This is a genomic window from Vagococcus sp. WN89Y, from assembly GCF_052220145.1.
GTDB lineage: Bacteria > Pseudomonadota > Gammaproteobacteria > Enterobacterales > Enterobacteriaceae > Kosakonia.
This window is the reverse complement of the sequence record NZ_JBQPOM010000028.1, coordinates 20,814-46,135: the sequence shown is the minus strand read 5'-3', so window position 1 is coordinate 46,135 and position 25,322 is coordinate 20,814. Positions and strand designations below refer to the sequence as shown.

Here is a 25,322-nt window from a genome sequence, read left to right as displayed (position 1 = left end):
AAACGGACGGCGGCGGTATCAGAGCGCCATATCATGCTGCGGTGAGTCTTCGCGTTTCGGCTCGGCCGGTTTAGCAACGCTCTCTTTCATCTCAATGACCGGCGGTTTGGTCAGTTGCAGCGTTGATGCGGTGTCATCCCACACCTGCTGGGTCAGCGCAACGTTACCGTTGATCGACTGGCCAAAGCTCGGAATGATTTGGCGGATTTTGCTCTGCCACTGCGGCGAGTTGAACTGCTCCGGGAACATTTTCTTGATAACGTTTAACGTAATCGGTGCTGCGGTAGAGGCACCCGGCGATGCGCCGAGCAGTGCAGAGATGGTTTTTTGCTGATCGACCACCACTTCGGTACCCAGTTTCAGCACACCACCTTTCTCTTCATCTTTTTTGATAATCTGCACGCGCTGACCGGCCTGAATAAGTTTCCAGTCCTCTTTACGCGCCTGCGGGTAGTACTCTTTCAGGGCCGCAAAACGCTCGTCATCGTCCAGCATCACCTGGCCAATCAGGTATTTCACCAGATCAAAGTTATCCAGCCCCACGTGGGTCATCGGCATCACGTTGCTGGTCGTGGTGCTGCTCATCAGATCCCAGAACGAACCGTTTTTGAGGAATTTGGTGGAGAACGTCGCGAAAGGCCCGAACAGCACCACGCGCTTGCCGTCAATAAAGCGGGCATCAATATGCGGAACCGACATCGGCGGCGCGCCCACGGAAGCCTGACCGTACACTTTCTGCAAATGCTGGCTGGTGACCGCCGGGTTTTCGGTCATCAGGAAGGAGCCGCCCACCGGGAAACCGCCATAGTTGTCGGCCTCAGGAATACCGGTTTTTTGCAGCAGTTTCAGCGCACCGCCGCCCGCACCGATAAAGACATATTTCGCATCGATGGCGTGCTCGTCACCGCTTTTTACGTCTTTAATGGTGACATGCCAGGAGTTGTCCGCGTTGCGTTTAAACTCAGTGACTTCCGAAGAGGTCTGCAGGGTAAAGTTGGGGCTTTTTTTCAGGCTTCCCACCAGCTGGCGGGTAATTTCACCGTAGTTAACATCGGTACCGACCGGCGTCCAGGTTGCCGCCACTTTCTGCTGCGGATCGCGCCCTTCCATCACCAGCGGCGCCCACTGTTTAATTTGCTGATGATCGGTGGAGAATTTCATCCCCTGGAATAGTGTCGTTTGTTGCAACGCGGCATAACGTTTTGCCAGGTAGTCCACATTATCGCCCCAGACAAAACTCATGTGCGGCGTGGAATTAATAAACGCGTGCGGGTTATTCAAAATACCGCGCTTGACCTGAGCACTCCAGAACTGGCGGGAAATCATAAACTGCTCATTAATTTCCAGCGCTTTGGTAACATCAATAGAACCGTCTGCACGCTGCGGCGTATAGTTAAGTTCCATATTCGCGGAGTGACCGGTACCGGCATTATTCCAGCCGTTGGAAGACTCCAGCGCCACGCCGTCAAGTTTTTCCACCATCACTTGTTTCCACTCTGGCTGCAGCTCCTGCAACCAGGTGCCCAGCGAGGCGCTCATAATACCGCCACCGACCAGCAGAAAATCGGTTTTCTGCGTTTCCTGCGCCCATGCATGGGTCACAGAACCAACGAGCATCGCGATGGCGCTCAGAGAAATAATTGTCTTTTTAATTGCAGGCATAATTATCGGGCTACATAGCATATGTGATTTGTGAAAACATATATTAACTCATCTTTACGTTAATTTAAAATATCATTCACAAACCTGAACACTTCTGAAATAAGAAATCGTCGCTTTTTTTAATTAAAAAAAGAGCATCCACTTATTATGTGGAATTAAACCACGCGCAATTTATTTTAAGGCGTAGAAATATAAAACGGGTTGTTGCAAAGAAAAGAGAAAATAAATATCAGGACAGGGAAATTTTTCTACTGGCCCGGGAAAATATCGCCGGGCCATCACTATTTTTTGCTTATGAAGCCGTTTTGAGCGCTTTCACCTCCTGCATCGCCAGGCGCACATGGTCTTTGTTCTCCGCCAGCAATTCTGCCGCCTGCCGGGCATTCACGCCGGTCAGCAGCACGACAATCGCGGCCCGGCAGTGTTGATGGCAGCTCGCCAGCGCGCGTTTCGCCTGTTCACGCGTACACGCTGTTGCGGCCATCACTATCGCAATCTGCCGCTCTGCCCAGTAGAGCGAGCTTGCCGGAATATCAACACGCAAATTGCTGTAGACGCGCCCGCTACGCACTGCCAGCCCGGTGCTTAGCATCGTGAGAACGTGCTGCTGGGCCAGGCGTGCTTTCGGTTCATTAAAACCGCTCACCACTTCCGCCCCGCTGTCCGGCGCAACCAGAATATCCGCCAGCGCCGCCGCCTCGCTGTTCGCCACTCGGGTAATAACGGCACAGCGCGCGCCTGCCTCCCGGGCATAATGCAAAACCCCCAGCGACCAGGGCGTGTTACCGCTGACTGTCAGCACCACGACCATATCCTCGCGGGAAAACTTAACCGCCTGCAACGCGCTCGCGCCGCTGGCAAAATCCGTTGTTCCGCTGCCAGCACTCAGCCCCACCAGCGGATTATCAGCGGCGGCAAAATCCCGGGCGTTTTGCAATGCCGCATCCCCGGAGGCTCCCGCCCCCGCCAGCACCACTCGCCCACCGTGATGCACAATGGCGCAGGCATTATCAACCAGGCGAGTAATATCAGGAAGGCAGGCGGTGATAGCATCGGCAACATATTTATCCTGCTGATTAATCAGAGCCAACATATCGTCGGTGGCGAGCCGGTCAATATCGACCGTGCTGGCGTTTTGGCGTGCTATTGGTGATCCGTTCGGCTGACTATGCATACACTGCTCCTTCGTTATAGTTCCCTGCTCACTATAAGGTTATTGCCTGCACAGACCTGCGAAAGGGGTCACGCTTTAGGGTCGTTTGAGCATTTTTACCACGGCTTTATGAAATCGATTACATCGGTGATAATAATGGCTTCGTTGCACTCAATCAGGTTTGCTATGAATACGATGTCTAAAGCACGCAAGGGCCCGATGAAGCTCAGCACAACGGTGACGCTGATGGTCTGTAGCGTTATCGGCTCCGTGCTGCTGCTGGCTTTCGCCTTATGGTTCTGGCAAATCAGCAACGCCACGCGTGATGGCGTCAAAGAGACGGCGCTGGCCGTTGCGCGTACCTTAGCCGATGCCCCGGAGGTGAAGCGCGGTCTGCTGTTACCCCCTGGCAGCAGCGCAATCCAGCCGCTGGCGCAGGCGGTGACAAAGCGAAATGACCTGCTGTTTGCCGTGGTCACGGATATGCGCGGAATTCGTTATTCGCACCCTGACCAGAAGATTATCGGGCAGAATTTTATTGGCAACGATTTGCTTCCGGCCTTGCAGGGTAAAGAGAATGTGGCGGTGAACCGGGGCGTGCTCGCTCCGGCACTGCGCGTTTTTACGCCGGTATATAATGACCAGCGTCAGCAAATTGGCGTGGTCGCAGTCGGTATCTCCTTAAATAAAGTCAACGAGCAGGTGAGCCGCAGCCGCTGGGCGGTGATAGGCATGGTGCTCTTTAGCATATTCATCGGCACGCTGGGAACCTGGCGGCTGGTGCGGGTGCTCAAGCGTATTTTGCTGGGACTGGAGCCGCATGAAATTTCGGCGCAGTTCAAGCAGCGCCAGGCCATGTTGCAGTCTCTGAAGGAAGGCGTTATCGCTGTTGATGCTCAGGGGCGGGTAACGCTCATCAACCATGCCGCCCGGCAAATGCTGCTGAGCAACGCGGGTTTTGGCGATTCCGGCCATGAGCCTATCCTTGCCGATTTGCGTGAAGTTTTACGTACCGGTGTGGCTATTCAGGACCAGGAAATAGGGTGTAACGGGCTGCTGCTGCTCAGTAATACCGTGCCGGTGCGCAGCCAGGAAACGATTATCGGCGCTATCAGCACGTTTCGCGACAAGACTGAAGTGAGCCAGCTGCTGCAGCGCCTGGATGGGATGGTGAACTACGTAGATGCCCTGCGTGCTGCGTCCCATGAGTTTATGAACAAACTCCATGTGATCCTCGGTTTATTAAATTTAAAGAATTACGGCAAGCTCGAAGAATATGTGCTGCAAACGGCGCAAAATTACCAGAATGATATTGGCGCTATCCAGCATCGCATCAAATCTCCCGTGGTTGCCGGTTTTCTTTTAGGAAAAATCCAGCGCGCACAGGAGCGAGGATATATCCTTACCTTAGCAGACGAGAGTCTGGTGCCGGACAACCCCAACGAAAAACAGGTCACCGTGCTGGTGACGGTGCTCGGTAATTTAATCGAGAACGCGCTGGACGCCATGAGTAATCAGGAGGAAGGCGAAGTGAGCCTGCTGTTGCATTACCAGCAGGGCTGGCTGATGTGTGAAGTGAGCGATGACGGGCCGGGCATTGCGCCAGGCAATCTTGGCGAAATTTTTCGTAAAGGATTTTCCACCAAAGGCGAAAACCGGGGCGTCGGGCTGTTTCTCGCCAGCCAGCAGTTAAACGAGCTTGGCGGCAGCATTAGCGTCGAGTCTGAACCGGGTGTGTTCACCCAATTTTTTGTACATCTCCCCTGGGACAGTGAAAGGAAGAACGCGTGATAAATGTATTGATTGTTGACGATGATGCCATGGTGGCCGAACTGAACCGCATGTATGTGTCGCGGCTCTCCGGCTTTCAGTGCTGCGGCACGGCATCAACGTTACGACAAGCCGAGGAGATGATTAACGATCCGCAGAACGTAATCGATTTGGTTTTGCTGGATGTGTATATGCAGCAGGACAGCGGGCTGGATCTGCTGCCCGTTATTCGCGCGTCGGGGCGTGCTACCGACGTCATTATGATAACGTCTGCGGCAGATGCCACAACGATTCAGACTTCGCTGCACTATGGCGTGGTGGATTATTTGATTAAGCCGTTTCAGTTCCCGCGTTTTGAAGAGGCGCTGACGTCCTGGCGGGAAAAACGTAAACAGATGAATGCCCAGTCCTGGTATGAGCAATCCGACGTGGATCGTTTAATTCACGGCGGCGCGCCGGATGTGGCCGATACGCGTCGGCTGCCGAAAGGGCTGACGGCGCAGACGCTGCGCACGATTTGCCAGTGGATTGACGCCAACCCGGCGATGGAGTTTTCGACCGATGAGCTGGCCGCCGAGGTGAATATCTCCCGCGTATCCTGCCGTAAATATCTTATCTGGCTGGCGCAAATTAATATTTTGTATACCACCATTCACTACGGCGCCACGGGCCGCCCGGTATACCGTTACCAGCTGATTGCCGAGCAATACAACCTTCTTAAACAGTACAGTCAATAAGCCGGTAGCGATCATCGCTGTGCGTGTAGCGAAATTGCCGCTGCGAGGAAAGTATGATGTCGCGGTTTTTAGTTATAAAAATCGCTTCAATATCCTCGTGCTCGCGCAGCGCCCGCATCCCTTTCCCGACGCCGAGGCCAAAGAGCAGCGTGGTCCAGATATCGCCATCGAGCGAATCGGCAGAGATAACGGTCACGCTCTCCAGCTCGTTCTCTAGCGGGTAGCCTGTGCGGGGGTCAAGGATATGGTGCCAGCGCTTCCCGTCCTGCTCAAACCAGCGCTCATAGATGCCGGAGGTGACTACTGACTTATTTGCCACATCAATGGTGCCGACCAGTTCATCTGCCGCGCCAAAGGGTTTTTTCAGCCCGATGGACCATGTCTTCTGCGGCGTTGCCAGCGTCTGCACGTTGCCACCAAGATTGATTAACCCGGTAAACGTCCCTTGTTGCTGTAAATAGTCGCGCACCCTGTCGGCGATATAACCTTTGGCAATCGCCCCGAGGTCTATCTCCATGCCGGGCTGAGTGAGATACACACTGCTCGCCGCGTCATCAAGCACCACATCCTGTGCGCGGGTAAGGCGTAACCGGGCGGCAATCTCTTCAGCCAGCGGTACGCTGTCGCCTTTAAAACCGATGCGCCAGAGCTTCACCAGCGGGCCGATGGCCAGGTTGAAAGCGCTTTCCGGCAACATACTGGCCGCCTTCGCGCATTTAATCAGTTCGTAAACCGGGCGACTCACCACCACCGGGTGCAACCCGGCCGCATGGTTGATTGCCATCACCTGCGAAGGGGTGCGGTTAACGGTGAAAAGATCTTCGTACTTCTTAATAAGATTAAAAACGCGGGAAGCGAGCGCTTCATCAGATGAGAAAAGTTTTAGCTGGATTGGGGAACCCATCAGCACAGCAGCGTAGCTGTAGAGACGATTATCAGGCATAGCCAGCTCCTTTGTGAGTGCAGTAAAAACACAGCCCGACATGTGCCGGGCTGTGTAAGCGGGAGTTTAGCTGCGTTTCGCCCGCAGCGCAGCCTGATGCCCGGCAAGGCTACCAAAGATAATGATATCCGCCACCGCATTCCCGCCGATACGGTTGCCGCCATGCAGCCCACCGACCACTTCACCTGCGGCATAAGCGCCAGGAATTACCTGTTTATCCGTGTTCAACACCTCAGTTTGGGTATTGATGGTGACGCCGCCCATAGTGTGGTGAACCCCTGGCGCGATACGGATGGCATAGAACGGGCCTTCGTTAATCGGCGCACGCAACGCAGTAGTACGACCAAAATCCTCATCGTGCTGCTTTTCAACAAAGCCGTTGTAGCGCTCAAGCGTGGCAAGAAACGCGTGGTAATCGATGCCCAGTTTAGTCGCCAGTTCGCGCGGAGAGCTGGCGCTGGTCACCAGCCCACGCGCAATATACTCATCGGCCGCTTTATTTTTCACCCGGACATGCTCATCAAACACGATGTACGCGTAATGTTCCGGCAGCGCGATAATAGCGGCGGAGACTTTGTCACGCGTGGACATCTCATTAAAGAAGCGCTGCCCCTGCTGGCTGACCAGAATCGCGCCGCCGCCGCGGATAGATTCTGAAATCAGGTACGAGGTACTTTGCTCAACGGTCGGGTGGATCTGGATTTCCCCCATATCCACGGTGCCCGCGCCGATACGTTCCAGCAGAGCAATACCGCCGCCGGTCGCACCTTTGTGGTTTGTGGTGACAAAACCGTCCAGATCCGGGCGATATTTCACCACCATTGCACTGTTGGCACTGAAGCCCCCGGTGGCGACCACTACGCTTTTCGCCAGCACTGTCAGGTTTTCACCCTCTTCTGTTTTCAGGCGCACACCGGTGACTTCACCCTGTTCAAACAGAATTTCATCAACCGATGTATCGAGCATTACATCGATTTCACGTTTATTCACATTACGCAGCAGACCACTGACCAGATAGCCGCCAACGGCCGACCCGTCACGCGGGCGATGAGTACGATCGATGCTCATACCGCCGGTGGTGGTGATGTCGTTGAGCATAATGCCGCGACGAGCGAGCCACTCAATGGCTTCAGGCGCATTCTCTACAAAGCGTTTTAACAGCTCAGGATTATTTTTATTGCCGCCGCCTTTCAGGGTTTCCTGATAGAACAATTCTTTGCTGTCCTGAATATCTTTCACACGCTGGAAACGCGTTTCCGCGGCGTTCATACCGGCAGAGGCTTTGATGGTGTTGCCACCGATGGTTGACATTTTCTCAACCATCAGCACGCTCACACCTTCATCATGCGCCTGAATAGCAGCCGCCATACCGGCTCCGCCGCTACCGATAACCACCACGTCGTACTGCTTCGCGGCGTGGGTATCGTGGCCTTCTTCTGCGGCCAGCGCTTTGCTTGATTTGATCATCGCTTTCGACACGGCTTTTTTCACCGCTTCGCTCTGACTGGTTGCGCCAGAAATAGCATCCACATGCGGAGTATTCGCATCCAGGATCCGGCTGCGGATCTCCTCAAAGCTGCTGGTGAACTCCACGTTTTGCACCGGGCCGGAGGCAAGCGCGATATCCGCGATACGATCGGTTTCCAGGCTGACATTAATCACCAGCTCGTTGGTATCATCCTGCACCGTCTCAACGAACAGGCCTGGCTTAAATTTCGACGCGCCCATGCTCATATCGCGGATCATGGCTTCTACCAGCGAGAAGCGCCACAGCGGTTCCGGGATCAGCAATGCTTCACGCTGGGTGCTGTCGATAGCAAGCTCCAGATCTTCACCACGCGCAATACGATCCGTCCAGTCCGGGTAAGCGATGCAGGCACGCCCGACCGCTATCAGGTCATAACCATGATCCAGGCCCTGTTCGGCGTCAGCGGCGTTAATAATACCGCCCACACCCATAATCGGCACCTGAGCAAGGGTTTCGGAGCGCATGGCGCAATATTTTTCAATCAATGGCGTCGGGCAATCCGTCTCCACGATGGATGAACGCAGCGCTGCGCCGAGAGAAAAGTGCAGATAGTCCACGCCGCGCGCGGCCAGTTTTTCCAGCAGAAACAGGGTGTCATCGAAACGAATTCCCGGAACTTCCAGCTCTTCCGGTGAAAAACGGTAGCCAATGATAAATGCGTCGTCGGCATACTGACGCGCTATTTTATGGGTGATATCCAGCACCGCCAGCGGGAAGCGGGCGCGGTTATCGCGGCTGCCGCCCCATTCGTCATCGCGCTGATTAGAGTTCGGGGAAAAGAATTGCTGGATAAGATAGGTATTGGCGCCGTGAATTTCGACGCCATCAAACCCGGCCTGAATGGCACGGCGCACCGCGTCGCCAAACTTACCGATCATCGCCTCGACTTCTGCCGAGGTCAGCGCCACCGGCGTAGCTGCACCTTCACGCGGGGCCGCCAGCGCACTCGGAGCGACCGGCGTACGCCCGCCAATCAGCTTCGGTTCGACCATACGCCCGCCGTGGTAAATCTGCAGGATAGCTTTCGAACCTTCACCCTGGATCGCGGCAGCGATTTTTGCCAGCCCGGCGATTTTCTCGTCGTTATCAATGCCCAGCGCCCCCGGGAAGGCCGGGCCAAGATCGTCGACGAAACAGCACTCAACAATAATCGTGCCGATGCTGCCCGCGCGGGCGCGGTAATATTCCACCAGTTCATTGCTGACGGTGCCGTCATAATACCCGGTACAGGTCGTCATTGGCGCCATCAATAAGCGGTTTTTTAACTCGGTGCCATTCGGTAATGTAAATGAACTTAAAATACGTTCGTTGCAGGTCATAAAAAACTCCACAGCTAAATTTAAAAATTATGAATTTGGTGACGGATTTATTTATTCGTTATTTTTCTTTAATCCTGAAGTCAGGCTGTTAATATACCGCGTTTTTTACTTTCCAAAACAATTACGTTAGTTAAGAAACTATTTAATACCTCGGGTAACAGACCTACTCACACTGTATTATTCTTTTTAAATAATACATTCACATTCTTTTAATTACCGGTAACATTGCATTCACCTTAAATCACCTGATCACTGATTTAATGAATTACATAAAGCTATATAAATCAATATAATAAAAAAACAAAAGCGATGAAAAAAGATTTATTTTCAGTACATTTACTTAACATTTAAGATTTTTTATAAAAAAATACCCATGTAACTCACTGTGGGTATTCATATTATTTAAAATGCGCTCACTTTTGCGCTTTGTTGATCTTAATCAAGAGTATTATTGAGTGAAAGAGCACTATATAATTATATTGAAATTTTTATTTAACGCTGTCAGATTTGCGTTGAGTAATTGCCGCTGAATGATGAGAAAAACACATAAATAACTAAAGTAAGTTTTGAAACTAAATAAACCAAACTCATCACTCCACAGCAAAATGAATTATCAACTACTTATAGATGCTCAATATGAACGAGAAAACGATAACTCCACCACCTGCTGTTAATAGCAGTGCAAAATCAGGAATTAAACGCCTGATGATGATGGCACTGCCCATTATTGTTGCCGTACTGTTACTTTTTGTTCCAGTACCGGAAGGTTTACCTCCCTACGCCTGGCATTATTTCGCTATTTTTGTTGGCGTTATTGTCGGTCTGATCTTCGAACCGCTGCCCGGTGCCGTCATCGGGATGACGGGCGTCGTTGTCATTGCGTTGTGCAGCCAGTGGCTGCTTTTCAGCCCTGAACAGTTGGCCGATCCGAAATTTAAGATGGCGGGCCAGTCCTTTAAATGGGCGGTCAGCGGTTTCGGTAACTCAACCGTCTGGCTTATCTTCGGCGCATTTATGTTTGCCGCCGGCTACGATAAGACGCAGTTTGGTCGCCGCCTGGCGCTGATTCTGGTGAAATATCTTGGACGTCGCAGCCTGACGCTCGGTTACGCCATTACGTTTGCCGATCTGCTGCTGGCACCTTTTACGCCATCCAATACCGCGCGCAGCGGCGGGACAATCTACCCGATTATCGCTAACCTGCCCCCGCTGTATGACTCAAAACCTAACGATCCAAGCGCGCGCCGTATTGGTTCTTATCTGATGTGGGTTGCCATCACCGCCGCCTGTATCACCAGTTCGATGTTCCTCTCTGCCCTTGCACCAAACCTGCTGGCGCTTGCGCTGGTTAAAAGCATCGTCGGGCTGAATATCTCCTGGGGAACCTGGTTTATCGCCTTCCTGCCGCTGGGTGTGTTGCTGATCCTTACCATGCCGCTGCTGGCTTACTGGTTCTACCCGCCGGAAGTGAAGGTGAATAATGAAGTGCCGCTGTGGGCCAGTCGTGAGCTGGAGAAACTCGGCAAATTATCGCGCAACGAAATCCTGCTGTTAGTGTTCGTCTGCTGCGCGCTGCTGATGTGGATTTTTGCTGCCGACTGGATTGAGCCTGCGCTGGCTGCCTTACTGGTCGTGGTACTGATGCTGTGGACCGGCGTGCTGACGTGGAATGACATCACCGGTAACAAACCGGCGTGGAATACGTTTGTCTGGTTCGCCACGCTGGTTGCGCTGGCAGACGGTCTCTCGTCCACCGGCTTTATCGCCTGGCTGGGTAAAGAAGGCGGCGCGCTGATGGTGGGTATCTCTCCGGGTATGGCGACCATCGCACTGTTGCTGGCGTTTTATCTGCTGCACTATCTGTTTGCCAGCACCACGGCGCACACCACCGCCCTGCTGCCCGCCATGCTGACTATCGCGTCAACCATTCCGGGCATCAATATGGAAGTGTTTGTGCTGGTGATGGTGACGTCGCTGGGCGTGATGGGCATCATCACACCCTACGGTACTGGCCCAAGCCCGATTTACTACGGTAGCGGTTATCTTCCGACTAAAGACTACTGGCGGCTGGGTACTATCTTTGGCGCAATCTTCCTCGCTGCGCTGCTGCTGATTGGTTATCCATGGATTTCCATGATGTTCTGATTCACAACCGTCGGGCTTTCCCGGCGGTTTAATTTTCTGGAGTAAAGAGCAATGTCGAATAAACCCTTTGTATACCAGGATCCGTTCCCGCTGGCAAAAGACAATACTGAGTATTATCTGTTGAGCCGCGAGTACGTTTCCATCGCAGAATTTGAAGGTCAGGAGATATTAAAAGTGGAACCGGAGGCGCTGACGCTACTGGCGCAACAGGCCTTCCACGACGCGTCTTTTATGCTGCGTCCGTCCCACCAGCAGCAGGTGGCTGCCATTCTTACCGATCCACAGGCCAGTGAAAACGACAAATACGTCGCGCTGCAATTTTTGCGTAACTCAGAAATTGCCGCGAAAGGCGTATTGCCGACCTGCCAGGATACCGGTACGGCAATTATTATGGGTAAAAAAGGCCAGAATGTATGGACCGGTGGCGGTGATGAAGCGGCGCTGGCGCGCGGCGTGTATAACACCTATACCCAGGACAATCTGCGTTATTCCCAGAATGCCCCGCTGGATATGTATAAAGAGGTTAATACCGGTACTAACCTGCCGGCACAGATCGATTTGTACAGCGTTGACGGTAACGAGTACAAGTTCCTGTGTGTTGCTAAAGGCGGCGGTTCTGCGAATAAAACCTATCTTTACCAGGAAACCAAAGCGCTTATCACCCCGGCGAAGTTGAAAAATTACCTGGTTGAGAAGATGCGTACGCTCGGTACCGCAGCCTGCCCGCCGTACCATATTGCTTTTGTGATTGGCGGCACGTCGGCAGAATCGACGCTGAAAACCGTGAAGCTTGCTTCGACGCGCTATTATGATGGGTTGCCGACCGAGGGTAACGAGCACGGTCAGGCCTTCCGCGATGTGCAGCTGGAGCAGGAGTTGTTGCAGGAAGCGCAGAATCTTGGCCTCGGCGCGCAGTTCGGCGGCAAATACTTTGCGCATGATATCCGCGTTATTCGCCTGCCGCGCCACGGTGCATCCTGCCCGATTGGTATGGGTGTTTCCTGTTCTGCGGATCGTAATATCAAAGCGAAGATTAACCGCGAAGGTATCTGGATTGAGAAAATGGAGCACAATCCGGGGCAGTATATTCCCGAAGCCCTGCGCCAGGCAGGCGAAGGTGAAGCGGTGAGCATTAATCTGAACCAGCCGATGCCCGCGATCCTTGCAGCGCTTTCCGCACATCCGGTGTCCACGCGTTTGTCATTGAACGGAACGATCATTGTGGCGCGTGATATTGCCCACGCGAAGCTGAAAGAGCTGCTTGATAATGGCGAAGCACTGCCGCAGTACGTAAAAGATCACCCGATTTATTACGCAGGCCCGGCGAAAACGCCTGAAGGTTATGCTTCCGGTTCGCTTGGCCCGACGACGGCAGGTCGTATGGATTCCTACGTGGATCTGCTGCAATCGCACGGCGCGAGCATGATTATGCTGGCAAAAGGCAACCGCAGCCAGCAGGTGACTGACGCGTGTGCAAAACACGGTGGGTTCTATCTGGGAAGTATCGGCGGCCCGGCGGCGGTGCTGGCGCAGCAAAGCATTAAGAGCCTGGAGTGCGTCGCATACCCTGAGCTGGGTATGGAAGCTATCTGGAAGATTGAAGTGGAGAATTTCCCGGCGTTTATTCTGGTGGATGATAAGGGGAATGACTTCTTCCAGCAGATCCAGAACAAACAGTGCAACGGTTGTAGCCAGCGTTAAATGATAAAACCCCGGCAGGCGGCTGTCGGGGTTTGAATATATGACGAATAACTAAACATCGTAATTAGAAGAACCCGTAACAATGGTTCCGGCGGGCGAAGGGGGAAAATGGCGTCACCAAGGCTACTGGCTGCGTTGCTGATATCGTCAGTAATTCCGGCACAGACCTGACAATTCGGAAAGGATTACGGGAGCAAAATTTAATCCATCCATTTACCCGTTTGATTAACTAATATTTTATCCCCCTGACTCACAATAAGTTGCGGCGGTTCATAATTAACTTTATAGGTAATATTTTTATTCATAAACTCAGCACCAACAACCTGACCTGCAATCTCTACGGTTTTTCCTCGCAGTGTAATAACGCTATTATCACTCTTTCTCACTCCCAGATAAAACATATCTTCGCAGGCTGAGGTAAAATCGCCACATTTATTCGTGACGGTGATTGAAAATTTATCAGTAACAAATTTTCTGGTATCCGCTTTTTTAGTTTTTAGTTCTTTTGTAAGAGTATATTTATTGGGCGCATAGTACTCACCATTTTTCGGAGGCTGGATCATATACCACGTCATATTATTGGCATTGACTTCAAGTTTTGCTTGACCATTAACACCGCCAAATGATGAATTAAAAGCAATATCAGCATGGTTATTATTTACCCTTCCCCATAAATTGATCTCATCATTTTCCGGACAATCAATCCGATTGCCACTCTGGCTAACAAAACAATAAGTCCCGGTGAGCCGTTCACCCTTTTGAGATATTTTTAAACTAAGGGTAGATGAGGAAGATTTTTCACCTGTCCAATGCCCGGAAAATATCCCATCAGCGGAAGCTGTAAAACTCAACAAACACATCAACGAGAAAAAAACGCCAGTTGCTATTTTCATTCTAATACCACCTGTGAACAACGATCGACTCGGTTTAACCATCCCGTTAAATATTTAGCATTTTTAGGATTATTTATCACCAGATTTTCATAATACTCTTTACGGATGTCAGCAATCCTTGAGGTGAGCTTTGCAGAATCTGACACACTACTCATTGCTTCAATCGTTTTTGGCCCAATTTTACCGTCTGTTACCAGTTGCTGACCAAACTCATTATTAAGTAATTTCTGTATTTGTTTGCCTGCTCCTCCCGATGTAATCGTCCAGTCATACGCCATAAGCGCGAGCTTTTGATCTTTCAGATCATTAAAACCAGACGGATCCCAATACCGCTTACGATAGATAACCTCTGCCTGCTCAGTAGTAATGTTTTGCAAATTTTCCAGTGTCGGCTCTACCCCAACATCCTCTTTGGCGTATCGGGTCCATGTTTTCCATGCAATTCCTTTATTAGTTGCACCTCCCGAATCATCAGGATCATTCACAAAACCCCCTTCGTTCTTAAATACTACCTGAGAAATTTTTGAAAAATTATCACGTGGTTGAGCTGTTGCCATTTTTGCAGGAGCAGGCACTACTGCTTTGCCACGCTTTATCTCCCCATTCGGCGCAAAAAATTGCTGCACCGCGGCGTCTATATCGCTTTTATGATTTTCCCCCGGCGCGGCCGTTCCCGGTTTTGCACCGTCCGCATTCAGATTCAGCTTGCCGCCGGTGGTGATATGCCCATCCTCGTCAACGAAGATGTTAAAGGATTTACCAACCAGATTGATTTTGCCGTTGGCATTCAGCTCAATCGCACTTTCACCACACACCAGACGCAACGTAGTGCCGGACGCCACAACATATTCTTCGACCGCCGCATCCATTTTACCTTTGCCGGTGAAGATCTTTGTTTCGCCTTTCACGGCCTGAGTTTGATTCGCTTCAACGCGATGCAGCTCATTTTTGCGCACATAATGGCTATGGTTGCTGCCAATCGATCGTGACGCATCATTCTTGACGTTGACATCCATATTGCGCTCGGCCTGGATCCACACCTGCTCTTCCCCGGCTTTGTCATCAAAGCGCAGGGCGTTAGCGTTATCCACGGAGCCATCTTTCGAGCGGCTGAGAAACCCCATTTGTGTGGCGGCGGCAGGCAATGACCACGGCGGCATGCTGGCTTCGTTGTACACCCGCCCGGTGATGATCGGCCGGTCCGGGTCGCCGTTGATAAAATCGATAACCACCTCGTCCCCCACCCGCGGGATTTGCACCCCGCCGAATCCCTGGCCTGCCCATGCGCTCGACACGCGTACCCAGCACGAACTCGTCTCATCGCCCTTCGACTGCCGGTCCCAGTGGAATTTCACCTTCACCCGGCCATATTTATCCGTCCAGATACTCTCCCCCTGCGGACCCACCACCCGCGCCGTCTGCGGGCCATACGTCTTCGGCCACGCCGTCACCGCCGCCGGGCGGTACACCACTGACGACGGGATGACCGTAAAGTCTATCCGGTGCTCCGTCTGACCATCGCTACCGCTCGCGTAACGGTTCTCCTCAAAGAAGTAGTTCGCCTCCGTCGTCAGGTACTCCCCGTTGTCGCTGAAAAACGGCGCGTTATACAGCGCAAACGTGTGACCCGGTGCCACGCCAATGGCCGTCGCCGTGCCCTGTATCTGCTGGTGCTCCACCTGCCAGCGCTCCTGGCGGATGCGCGCGTAGTACTCCCCGTGGCCGTGCTCGACAAACCGGCCCGGCCAGTCGTACACATCAATGCTCCCCGGCTGCGGCGATGACGGGTTCTGCCGCGCCTGGAACAGCCACGCGTTCGGCTTGCGGAAGTCGTAATCGTCCAGGCTGTAAATCCCCGGCGTCACGCTGTCCTCCAGCGCCCACTGGCTGATGCCCTCCTCCTCCGTGCTCCCGCCCGACGGCGTCGCGTGGTACGGGATACTCTCATAACCCGCAAACGGCTCATGCTCCGTCGCCGCATCCGTCAGCACCATCACATGCCGGTCCGCCTCGTGGCGGAAGTGGTACGCGATACCCTCCAGCTCCATCAGACGACTGATAAAGTCCAGGCTCGACTCCTGGTACTGCACGCAGTAGTCCCACACCCGGTAACTGCCCGTCAGTTTGTCCTCGACATTCACCTGGTATTCGCCCAGCAGCGTCCTGACAATATCCGGCGCCGTCTGACCCTGGAATATCCGCAGGTTACGGTCGCGCTTCATCGGCCACAGGTCCGGCTCCATCGTCAGCTGGTACACCGCGTAGCGCGTGCCCGACAGCTCCACGGCGCTCACCGCCACCCGCGTCACCTTCCCGTTCAGATAGCGCACCCCCGTCAGCCCCTGCGCCGGCAGCGTCACCGTCACCGGCTGGCCCAGCAGCCTGCTGCGGTCAACCCGCGCGTCCGTACCCAGCACGCTCAGCGACAGGGTGAATGATTCCGACAGCGCCTCGCGCCCGGAGAGTTTCCAGAACAGCAGCCCTTCAACCGGCAGCGTCACGGTAATTCTGTTCAGCATAGCGATAAGTCCATAATAAAGAATTTTTCACCGGCACGATTATTTTGCGCGATGGAATTTAATACTCTGGATAATTTCGTGGTATTGCTTTTGATGATCGTCATTAAATTCCCCGGGGCAGGTGCCGATATAACTCACCATTTTTTTACCGGTTGCCGGATCGTCGAGCAAAATAATCGTCTGGCGCTGGAAAATAACGTGATTATCATTTTTGAATTGATAAAAAAGCTCGACGGCAGGAAAACCATCCACTTCCAGCATTTGTGAAGACTCAAGATGGAAGTCGGTGAGTGTTGTTTCCAGCTCGCGGGTTTTTCTGGCGGCGAGTGTGTGAACTTTATCATCTGCCTGCGCGCTTGCACGCGACACAACAAAGGTAAATTCACTGCCACCATTATCGCTGAGTGTTAATAAATTCATAATGCGGTCTTTTAATAAGCGCGCGCGAAGTATTTTCCTCGCGCGCTACCGGGCAGAAATTACCCGGTGAGAAGGGATTTCTACGGCTGCGGGTTAATAAGCCAGGTACCGGCACTGGCAATATTAATTGTCTGGCTACGTGTTTGACCATTGCCGCGCAATACCACTTCATAACGTCCGGGTTGTAATTTCAGCGCGGCAAAACCATTGGTACCGGCCGAGACAGACTGCGCCTCGCCATTGACGCTCATCTTCTCGCCTTCATTCATGCGTACATAAATTTGGGCAATCGGTTCCTGGGTAGCATCGGGAGCAGCGGCCTGGTCGCTGGGTTCAGCGCCCGGCTGCGCCACCGGTTCCTGTGACTGCACCGGTGCCTGCGGCTGCACATTGCTGGCGGTGTCTTCTTCGCCAGCGGAGTCGCCACCAAAGAGCATACCGCCAGCAATCAGCCCAACCAGCACGCCTGCGGCCACCAGCCCTGGCAGTTTGTAACGCCGCAACTCTTTCAGCGGCAGCGATTTTTCTTCCGCCTCTTCCACCGGCACCAGCATCGTTCCCGGCTGTTTAACGCTCATCACGTCATCAATACCGGCAACCGGCATCTCGATAAGCGCAGCAAACTCATCCACGGTTTGCGGGCGATCTTCCATTTTCAGCGCCAGCGCGCGATCGATAGCCTGTAACAGCGCCAGCGAGTAGCCGGGGATATTACGCGTGGCGAGCGGGACATAAGTATCCTGAATGCTGCGCACCACGCTCACCGGCGGCGGCGAGCCGATAATCAGCGTATGCAGCACCGCGCCCAGCGCGTAGATGTCTGTCCACGGCCCCTGCTCGCTTTCGTTATCGTCGGTATACTGCTCGATAGGCGCGTAGCCGGGGCGCAGCATGGTTTCTGTTTCATCAGAGACGGAACCGATGCTGCGGCGCGCAGAACCAAAGTCCAGCAGCACCGGCAGGCCATTTTCCTGAATCTGGATATTATCCAGCGAGATATCCCGGTGCAGATACCCCTCTTCATGGATAGTTTTAATAGCCCCGAGCAGCATCGGCAGCATGCGGCGGATCCAGGCTTCATTAATCAGCGTCGGATCTTTTTCCCGCAGGCGGGAGAGCGTTGTTCCGCTGTAGAACACCGTGCCCATGTAAGCCGTGTCGTTTTGCACCCAGAAGCGCAGCACATGCAGCAGGTTCGGGTGGTTAAAGCGCGCCAGCAGACGCGCCTCCTGAATAAAGCTATTCAGCCCGGCGGTAAACGCTTTACTGAAGCGCTCGCTGCGCAAAACCAGCGTCATATCATCATTGCGCACCGCCAGCGACGAAGGCATAAATTCTTTAATAGCGATGGTTCGCTCAAGCTGGTGGTCCCACGCGCGATAGACGATGCCAAAACCGCCGCCGCCAATCACCTCTTTGATTTCAAATTCGTTGAAGCGATATCCTGGTGGCAACGCGTTCGGTACACTCCGGTTGTTATCGTGATCCGTCATATTGGAGAACTCTCTTGATAGTGGCTTTACGCCGCAAACTGACAGTGAAACTCACCCTGCCCGAAGGTGACACGCAAGCGCTTATATTGCTCGTCCCGCGCGCTGGCGTCGAGTAATCGCTGGCTCATCAACGGCAGCAGAGTATTAGTAAGGATGGCGTCCACCATGCGGCCGCCGGATTCGACTTCGGTGCAGCGGGCAACGATTTGCTCAACCACGCTGTCATCCACTTCAGAAACAATGCCGTGATTCTCCGCCAGGCGGCGCTGGATACGCTTGAGCTGCAAGCGCACAATCTGCGCCAGCATCTCGTCGCTGAGCGGGTAGTAAGGCACTACCAGCAAACGCCCCAGCAGCGCGGGCGGGAACACCTGGAGCAGCGGCGGGCGCAGCGCATCACGCAGCGCGTCCGGCTCCGGCATCAGCTCTGGATCGGCGCACATGCCGGTGATAAGTTCCGTACCGACGTTTGAGGTCAGGATGATTATCGTGTTGCGAAAATCGATGTGCCGCCCTTCGCCATCTTCCATCCAGCCTTTATCAAACACCTGGAAGAAGATCTCATGCACGTCCGGGTGCGCTTTTTCAATTTCATCCAGCAACACCACGCTGTATGGACGACGACGCACCGCTTCGGTCAGCACGCCGCCTTCGCCGTAACCGACATATCCCGGAGGCGCGCCTTTCAGGGTCGACACCGTATGCGCTTCCTGGAATTCACTCATATTGATGGTGATAACGTTCTGCTCGCCGCCGTAGAGGGATTCGGCCAGCGCCAGCGCCGTTTCCGTTTTCCCGACCCCGGACGGGCCGCAGAGCATAAACACGCCGACCGGTTTGTTCGGGTCATCCAGGCGCGCGCGGGAAGTGCGCACACGTTTTGCGATAAGCTCCAACCCGTGGCGCTGGCCAATCACACGCTCATTTAACGTGTCGGCCAGTTTCAGCACCGCGTCTATCTCATTTTTCACCATACGGCCCAGCGGAATGCCGGTCCAGTCAGAAACAACGGCGGCGACCACATTTGCATCGACAGAGGTAAAAAGCAGCGGTGAATCGCCCTGCAACGCACGCAGCGCTTGCTGCTGCTGCGCTAACGTCTCGCGCAGCGCAGGCTGGATATCTTCCGGCGAAGTGTGCAACTGTGCACGCAGCGCGATAATCGCGTCCACCAGCGCCTGTTCCTCCTCCCAGCGGGCGGTGAGCGCATCACGCTGTTGCGCCAGTTTCTCCAGCTCGGCTTGCAGTTTGATGACGCGTTCGCTGTCACCCGCGGCCATTTTTGCTTCGCGATTAGCGATTTCTATCTCGACGTTCAGCCCGGCGATGCGGTGCAGACAATCTTCCAGCTGCGGCGGCGGTGAGCTGAGGCTAACGGCAACGCGGGCGCAGGCGGTATCAAGCAGCGCGACGGCCTTGTCCGGCAACTGGCGCGCCGGAATATAGCGATGAGAAAGCTTCACGGCAGCGACCACGGCTTCATCGAGCAGCAGCACGCGGTGGTGTTTTTCCAGCGCGGAAACGGTGCTTCGCAGCATCAGCACCGCTTTCTCTTCATCCGGTTCGGCAACCTGCACGGTCTGGAAGCGACGGGTCAGCGCAGGGTCTTTCTCAATGTATTTTTTATACTCAGCCCAGGTGGTGGCACCGATGGTGCGCAGCTGCCCGCGAGCCAGCGCGGGTTTGAGCAGGTTGGCAGCATCGCCGGTTCCCTGCTGGCCACCTGCGCCAATCAACGTATGGATCTCATCAATAAACAGGATCACCGGCGTCGGGCTGGATTGCACTTCATTAATTAATGATTGCAGGCGCGCTTCGAACTCGCCTTTCATCCCGGCACCGGCTTGCAGCATGCCGATATCAAGCAGCCAAAGCTGGACGTCCGTCAGCGGCTCTGGCACATCGCCCGCCGCAATGCGCAACGCCAGGCCTTCGACGACCGCCGTTTTACCGACACCCGCCTCGCCGGTGAGCAGCGGGTTGTTCTGGCGACGGCGCATCAGAATATCCACCATCTGGCGGATCTCTTCATCACGCCCGACCACCGGGTCGATTTTGCCTTCACGCGCACGCGCCGTCAGATCCTGGCCATATTGCGCCAGCGTACCTTGCGCCTGCGGCACGGCAGCGTTTTCGTCCAGCGCCACGACCGTTTGCTGCGCTTCTTTACTGTTGGCGCAGATGGTGTCGAACCCATCCAGCAGCGCATCAGCGCTGACCCGCTCAAACTGCGCGGAGATCCCTTTTAGCACCGTGGCAAGGCTCCAGGTTTTCAGGATACCCGCCAGCAAATGCCCGCCGCGAATACGCGTCACGCCAAATTTCAGCGAACCATAAACCCAGGCACGTTCCACGGCGGTATCAATGTGTTCAGACAGATCGGACACCGAACTTGCGCCACGCGGCAGCTTATCCAGTGCCGCGACGATGTCTCGCGTCAGCGCCTCTTCATCAAGGGAAAAGTGGCGGATAATCTGCTGTAAATCGCCGTCCGTCTGCTGCATCAGTTGGTGCAGCCAGTGAACCAGCTCCACATACGGGTTGCCACGCAGTTTACAAAATGCAGTAGCGCTTTCCAGAGAGGTAAATAACAGCGTATCCAGTTTGCCGAATAAGACGGCGCGGCTGATTTCTGACATGGGTTGTTCCATTATTTATGATGAGTTTCCGGCTGTCGCCTGATGTCCGTGTGTAGCAATGCGGCGCGAATGATGGTGTGCATACGTCAGACTGATATCTGAAATCGAAGGTTAGCCCTCCGGGCTAAAGACCAAATCTCCACGCGCCTGTGGCTGCGGTTGCACGCCAAGCCAGGCACTGTAGCCCAGACGACTTGCGCCGCCGAGCGCTGCGCCTTCAACATCCTGATGGCGCAAAATCACTTTGACTTCCCACTGGTACTCGATCCCCAGGTACTGGCGCACCCAGTCACGCAGCTGGGTAATATATTTTTCGCCAGGCATAAAACGCCGGTAGTCGGATAACGACAGCGGGCCGATTTCGATACGAAACTTATGCGCCACGTCGCGCACAGCTTTACCCAAAAAGGCTGACTGACCAAGGCGTGGCGCGTGACGCCCGCCTTTTAAGCAGGCGCGCTCGCGAAGGCTCAGCGGCATCCACTGCGGCACGTTTTCCACCACCGTCACCGGCACCTTAAAATAGCAGCGCAGGATCTTCTCAAGCCCTTCCGGGTCGCGCCCGTTGCGGGTCAAATGCCCGGCAAGCGCAAAGCGTGAGTGCGGGCTGAGGCTGCCCTTTTCCAGCTGACCAGGCTGGCCCATACCGATAAGCGCAGCGATGTATTGCTCAAAGCGTTTATTGTCTGCCCGGTCGAGAGACACGGTAGGCTGCGCATCTGCCCACGCGCGGTAAAACAGCAGCGTCAGCCGGTGGTGAAACAAGTCGGCAAACGCGCTCAGACTGTGGTCCTGATGATGATCGATGCGCTCGCTGGCGTATTCCGTCATATGAACAGGCAGCGGGCCGTTGGGGCCAAACAGACCAAAGCTCAGGATGGAGACATCATACAGCGGCGAATTTTCGCGCCGGGTAACGCTGGCAAGCGTCGAAGGCGCAAAACCGAGCGAGGGCTTTTGACCAATACGCAACGGTTCAAAGCGCGGCAACGGCGCGCGCCCCAGCGGGTAACGCTCGCCGCCGCGTGCATCGATATGGCGCAACAGCGTGAACAGATCATAACGCCAGGGCGTTGCCATCACGTTTTGCCAGAATTGCTCCGGCAACGCGTTGGCACGGGTGATGGCCGGGATACGGGCAAGGGTGTCGGTCATATCAGCGCCCTTTTGCCCATGCGCGGCGGCCAGTAACCCACTTCGCCGCGCTGCTGGCTTTTAAGCGTGAACTCGGTGAAGCTGTTGATGCCAACCAGCCGGGCAAAGACGCGCTCCAGCACGCTGCCAAACAGATACGGGCTGAAGCCGGAAAAGGCTTGTTCATCGACGGTCAGGGTGATGCCCACACCGCGCGCAAAAACGATTGGCCCCGGCTCAGGTACGCGGCGGTGCACCGGTTCCAGCACGCAGTGGCGTACCCCTTCAATCTGGCGCGCAACCGGCGCTTCGGCGAGGCGCGTATAGAGGCCGAGCAGCTGGCGCAGGGCTGCCGCACCTTCGCCGTCCTCACCATCCATCAGGCTTAGGTAGTTCATCTGTAGCTGGCTGATAAGCCGCCAGGTGCTTAGCCCTTCGGCCAGCGCCGGGCGCGGCGGCGTCGGGCCTTTGCGCAGTTGCAAATTTTTGACCGGCAGCGAGTCCGGCATCACGAAGTGGCCGATATCCTGTTGCAGCATCAGCGGCAGGTCGCGGCTGGTGCACAATACTTCGGCGGTGATATAGCGTAAATCTTCCCGCCAGGGCGCGTGCTGCTCATCCACCAGCGAGGCGAATACTTCAGAGCCGATATAGCCAGTGCGGGTGCCGTAGCGCTGGGCTTTTTCTGACAACGCCCGCTGTTCGCGACGCAGGGAAAAATAGGCGCCAAAGTTGCCGTTGTCCTCGCTCCAGCTACTCCAGAACGGGCGGAAGGTTTGCTCGTCGCGCTGACCATCGACGCTTGCGTGAATTTTGGTCACCGCATAGATTTCGTAATCCAGCGGGCGAATGTTATCAACCACCAAATGGTACTCGTGCTGGCTGTCGCTGAGCTTCTGGCGCTCGGCGACTTTGGGAAACAGGTTTACTACCGGCGTGCAGTGCAGCGCCAGGTGGTTTTTATCGACCACGCGCTCCAACTGATCGTCAGCTTTATCCAGCAGGATAATAATATCGAAAGACTTCGCCTCGCCGCTTTGCTTAAGCATCGGGCGCAGGCCGTGCAGACTGATAAACAGAAAGCGCGACGGGAAAGCAAAATACTCCAGCAACAGACGATAGCCGTCGAAGTTGCGCAGATCGTCGGGTAAAAGTGCCTGATCGGCGCGAAACCCTTCCTGGCGCAGCGCATCATCGCCCAGTACCAGCGGCGGCGTTTTCTGCCCGCTGGCCTGGCACAAGATGCCGACCTGGTGCTCCATCAGCAGCTCCAGCAGTTTCAGCGCCTGCATATCCGGGCCGCTGAGAAACAGTTCCAGGCGGTCAAAATCGAGATGGCTCAGGTTGACCGGACCATCGCAGCTCACGCGAATACGCAGCGCGCTTTGCGCCCCGCGCTGGCTCAGCCCAACCTGGGCGAGCGGTAAATCGGCAGGGACGCCGCCGAGTTCCACCTGGCTTATCGCCAGCGGCAACAACGTGACATCATGTGCGGTGGTGTAGCTACAGGTCACACCGTTCTTTTTCATCAACTGGCTGTCCATCATGGTGCCGCGCGGCACCACAAACCCGTTGCTGAGATCGCCTTTGGCGCTGTCCGGTTGCAGTTCGGCAATCGCCATCGACGGCGTGGGCGCCAGGTAATTTGGCGCAACCATTTCCAGCAGACGCTGGGAAAAACGGGGGAATTCCGCGTCCATTTTGAGCTGCACGCGGGAGGTGAGAAACGCGAAGCCTTCCATCAGGCGTTCAACGTAGGGGTCGGAAACATCCATCCCGCGCATACCGAGGCGACCGGCAACTTTCGGGTAGCGCGCAGCGAACTCCTGCCCCATTTCACGCAGCCAGGCCAGTTCGCGGTTGTAGTAGTCCAGTAATTTGCTTTCCATTATTACCCCGCGTCTTTCAACTCGAAATGCCCGTTTTCCAGATCAACATCCGTACGAAATAAAAATTCCAGCGGATACGGCACGCACCACAGGCGGCCTTTTATTTCAATCGATAATACGTTGTGCAAATCCAGTGACCGGGTATCAGAAATACACCGTACCTGGAGTCCCTGCGGCAAAATACGTGGTTCGAAGTGCAGAATGGCCTCGCTGAGTTTTTGCTGAATATCCTGCCATTCGATATCGGACATGCGTTTACCCGCGAGCGGCGCAACGCCAAAATTCACCACCGAGCGACGCACTTCAGCAAACCCGGTGAGATCCTGCTGTGCTTCGTTATTCACCGTATTAAACAGCCATTGCAGGTCGCGTAGCACATGGCGGCGCAGCGCAGAGTGTGAGATGAGGTTGCTGTTGGTCGGCTCCGTGGCTTTATCCGGCGTATCATCCGTCAGGCGATCGAGCAGTGAAGGCTGCATTTTATCGCGCGCGCCCACCGTCTCTTTGCCCCGCCTGGCGCGCCAGCCGCTGCGCAGCAGGTCCTCATCGTGCGCAGAATTACTCATGCGGCGCTTCCGTGGTGAAGCTTACGGTTAATAAGTCGAGCAGCGGATACTCTGCGGCATCGTTAAGCCACACTTTTTGCCCCATCCCCAGGTAGTGCGGCGTATCAATCGTCTGCGCCTGCCATTCGGTCACGCGCGCAAGTTTGAAGCGGTCTTCTGCGTCGGCATCCAGCGGGTAGCGCACCGGGATCTGGCATACCTGTTCGCTGCCGTCATGCAGGCGCACCAGCGTATGACGCCAGACCAGGTCGGTGACACTTGCCGGGGGTTGAAACTGCATGGCGGAGATAGCGCTGAACGGCAGCCAGAAATAGCGACCATTGACGATGGCTTCACACACCGGGCCGAAGCGGCAGTCGCCATCCATCAGCCAGTCAAATGCGACGGTTTCGCCATGCTGAGTGGTTAACTGCCCCGGATTCGCCTCGGCCATCTCCAGTGCGGATTCACGGTGCGCCGATGCCTGCGCCAGCTCCGCCTCCAGTGCGTTAATCATCCCGGCAAGCCACGGCCACTGGTTTTCCGGCGTGACCGGACGTGCGCGCCCGGCCATCACGTCTGCACGCTGGCGCTCACCGTTAATAGCCTGCTCCAGCAGCGTCACCGTCGGTTGCGCCTGAGGTTTCAGCGCGGCCCAGCTTTTCAACTGCGCCTGCGCACGCGGCCAGTTAGCATCAAGACACAACAGTTGCGCAAAGGCTGCGCGCAGATCCGCATCGCCCGGCTGTGTGCGAATCTGGCTCTCCAGCCGTGCCAGGCTCTCTTTGAGCGACTCGCCCGCCAGTTGTTGCAACAGAGTATTCATGGCCGC

The 25,322-nt window shown here is 54.8% G+C and carries 17 protein-coding genes; 4 read left to right on the top strand and 13 right to left on the bottom strand.

Features of this window, described 5'->3' with window-relative positions:
* Window positions 1-18: 18 nt before the first annotated feature.
* Together mqo and ACTU3N_RS08865 are read right to left on the bottom strand one after the other, a co-directional pair.
* Window positions 19-1,662, bottom strand: coding sequence for a malate dehydrogenase (quinone) (gene mqo, locus ACTU3N_RS08870; RefSeq protein ID WP_443085758.1), 1,644 nt, complete (start codon window positions 1,660-1,662; stop codon window positions 19-21).
* A gap of 292 nt (window positions 1,663-1,954) precedes the next feature.
* A complete protein-coding gene (locus tag ACTU3N_RS08865) occupies window positions 1,955-2,836 on the bottom strand; it encodes an N-acetylmuramic acid 6-phosphate etherase (RefSeq protein ID WP_443085757.1) in 882 nt (293 codons plus the stop codon).
* A gap of 165 nt (window positions 2,837-3,001) precedes the next feature.
* Between ACTU3N_RS08865 and ACTU3N_RS08860 the strand changes: the two genes are divergently transcribed.
* Together ACTU3N_RS08860 and dcuR are read left to right on the top strand one after the other, a co-directional pair.
* A complete protein-coding gene (locus ACTU3N_RS08860) occupies window positions 3,002-4,606 on the top strand; it encodes a sensor histidine kinase (RefSeq protein WP_443085756.1) in 1,605 nt (534 codons plus the stop codon).
* Window positions 4,603-5,322, top strand: a complete 720-nt coding sequence (dcuR, locus tag ACTU3N_RS08855) for a two-component system response regulator DcuR (protein WP_443085755.1) — start codon at window positions 4,603-4,605, stop codon at window positions 5,320-5,322. The genes ACTU3N_RS08860 and dcuR overlap by 4 nt, the downstream gene beginning before the upstream one ends.
* On the opposite strand, the gene ACTU3N_RS08850 is transcribed toward dcuR, so the two are convergent.
* A complete protein-coding gene (locus tag ACTU3N_RS08850; protein WP_443085754.1) occupies window positions 5,303-6,265 on the bottom strand; it encodes an FAD:protein FMN transferase in 963 nt (320 codons plus the stop codon). The two genes, dcuR and ACTU3N_RS08850, sit on opposite strands and share 20 nt — an antisense overlap.
* Before the next feature lie 66 nt (window positions 6,266-6,331).
* Entirely contained in the window at window positions 6,332-9,112 is a 2,781-nt protein-coding gene (locus ACTU3N_RS08845) for a flavocytochrome c (protein WP_443085753.1), read from the bottom strand.
* Window positions 9,113-9,817: 705 nt separating this feature from the next.
* Here ACTU3N_RS08845 and ACTU3N_RS08840 point away from each other — a divergent pair.
* A complete protein-coding gene (locus tag ACTU3N_RS08840; protein ID WP_443085752.1) occupies window positions 9,818-11,257 on the top strand; it encodes an anion permease in 1,440 nt (479 codons plus the stop codon).
* 51 nt (window positions 11,258-11,308) lie between these two features.
* Window positions 11,309-12,958, top strand: a complete 1,650-nt coding sequence (gene fumA / locus ACTU3N_RS08835) for a class I fumarate hydratase FumA (RefSeq protein WP_443085751.1) — start codon at window positions 11,309-11,311, stop codon at window positions 12,956-12,958.
* Window positions 12,959-13,158: 200 nt separating this feature from the next.
* On the opposite strand, the gene ACTU3N_RS08830 is transcribed toward fumA, so the two are convergent.
* The 9 genes from ACTU3N_RS08830 to ACTU3N_RS08790 form a co-directional block, all read right to left on the bottom strand.
* A complete protein-coding gene (locus tag ACTU3N_RS08830; RefSeq protein WP_443085750.1) occupies window positions 13,159-13,851 on the bottom strand; it encodes a hypothetical protein in 693 nt (230 codons plus the stop codon).
* Window positions 13,848-16,370 (bottom strand): type VI secretion system tip protein TssI/VgrG, encoded by a 2,523-nt coding sequence (gene tssI, locus ACTU3N_RS08825; protein WP_443085749.1) that lies wholly within the window; start codon window positions 16,368-16,370, stop codon window positions 13,848-13,850. The genes ACTU3N_RS08830 and tssI overlap by 4 nt, the downstream gene beginning before the upstream one ends.
* Before the next feature lie 39 nt (window positions 16,371-16,409).
* Window positions 16,410-16,790, bottom strand: coding sequence for a DcrB-related protein (locus ACTU3N_RS08820; protein WP_443085748.1), 381 nt, complete (start codon window positions 16,788-16,790; stop codon window positions 16,410-16,412).
* Window positions 16,791-16,870: 80 nt separating this feature from the next.
* Complete coding sequence (locus tag ACTU3N_RS08815) at window positions 16,871-18,283, bottom strand: serine/threonine protein kinase (protein ID WP_443085747.1); 1,413 nt, start codon at window positions 18,281-18,283, stop codon at window positions 16,871-16,873.
* 26 nt (window positions 18,284-18,309) lie between these two features.
* The gene (tssH, locus tag ACTU3N_RS08810; protein ID WP_443085746.1) at window positions 18,310-20,922 is read right to left on the bottom strand and encodes a type VI secretion system ATPase TssH; all 2,613 of its coding nucleotides are present in this window, start codon (window positions 20,920-20,922) and stop codon (window positions 18,310-18,312) included.
* A gap of 111 nt (window positions 20,923-21,033) precedes the next feature.
* On the bottom strand, window positions 21,034-22,077 hold the full coding sequence (tssG, locus tag ACTU3N_RS08805; protein WP_443085745.1) for a type VI secretion system baseplate subunit TssG: 1,044 nt from the start codon (window positions 22,075-22,077) through the stop codon (window positions 21,034-21,036).
* A complete protein-coding gene (tssF, locus tag ACTU3N_RS08800) occupies window positions 22,074-23,945 on the bottom strand; it encodes a type VI secretion system baseplate subunit TssF (RefSeq protein ID WP_443085744.1) in 1,872 nt (623 codons plus the stop codon). Before tssF ends, tssG begins: the two co-directional genes overlap by 4 nt.
* Before the next feature lie 2 nt (window positions 23,946-23,947).
* The gene (gene tssE / locus ACTU3N_RS08795) at window positions 23,948-24,511 is read right to left on the bottom strand and encodes a type VI secretion system baseplate subunit TssE (protein ID WP_443085743.1); all 564 of its coding nucleotides are present in this window, start codon (window positions 24,509-24,511) and stop codon (window positions 23,948-23,950) included.
* Window positions 24,504-25,316 (bottom strand): type VI secretion system accessory protein TagJ, encoded by an 813-nt coding sequence (locus ACTU3N_RS08790; protein WP_443085742.1) that lies wholly within the window; start codon window positions 25,314-25,316, stop codon window positions 24,504-24,506. The genes tssE and ACTU3N_RS08790 overlap by 8 nt, the downstream gene beginning before the upstream one ends.
* Between the last annotated feature and the right edge of the window lie 6 nt (window positions 25,317-25,322).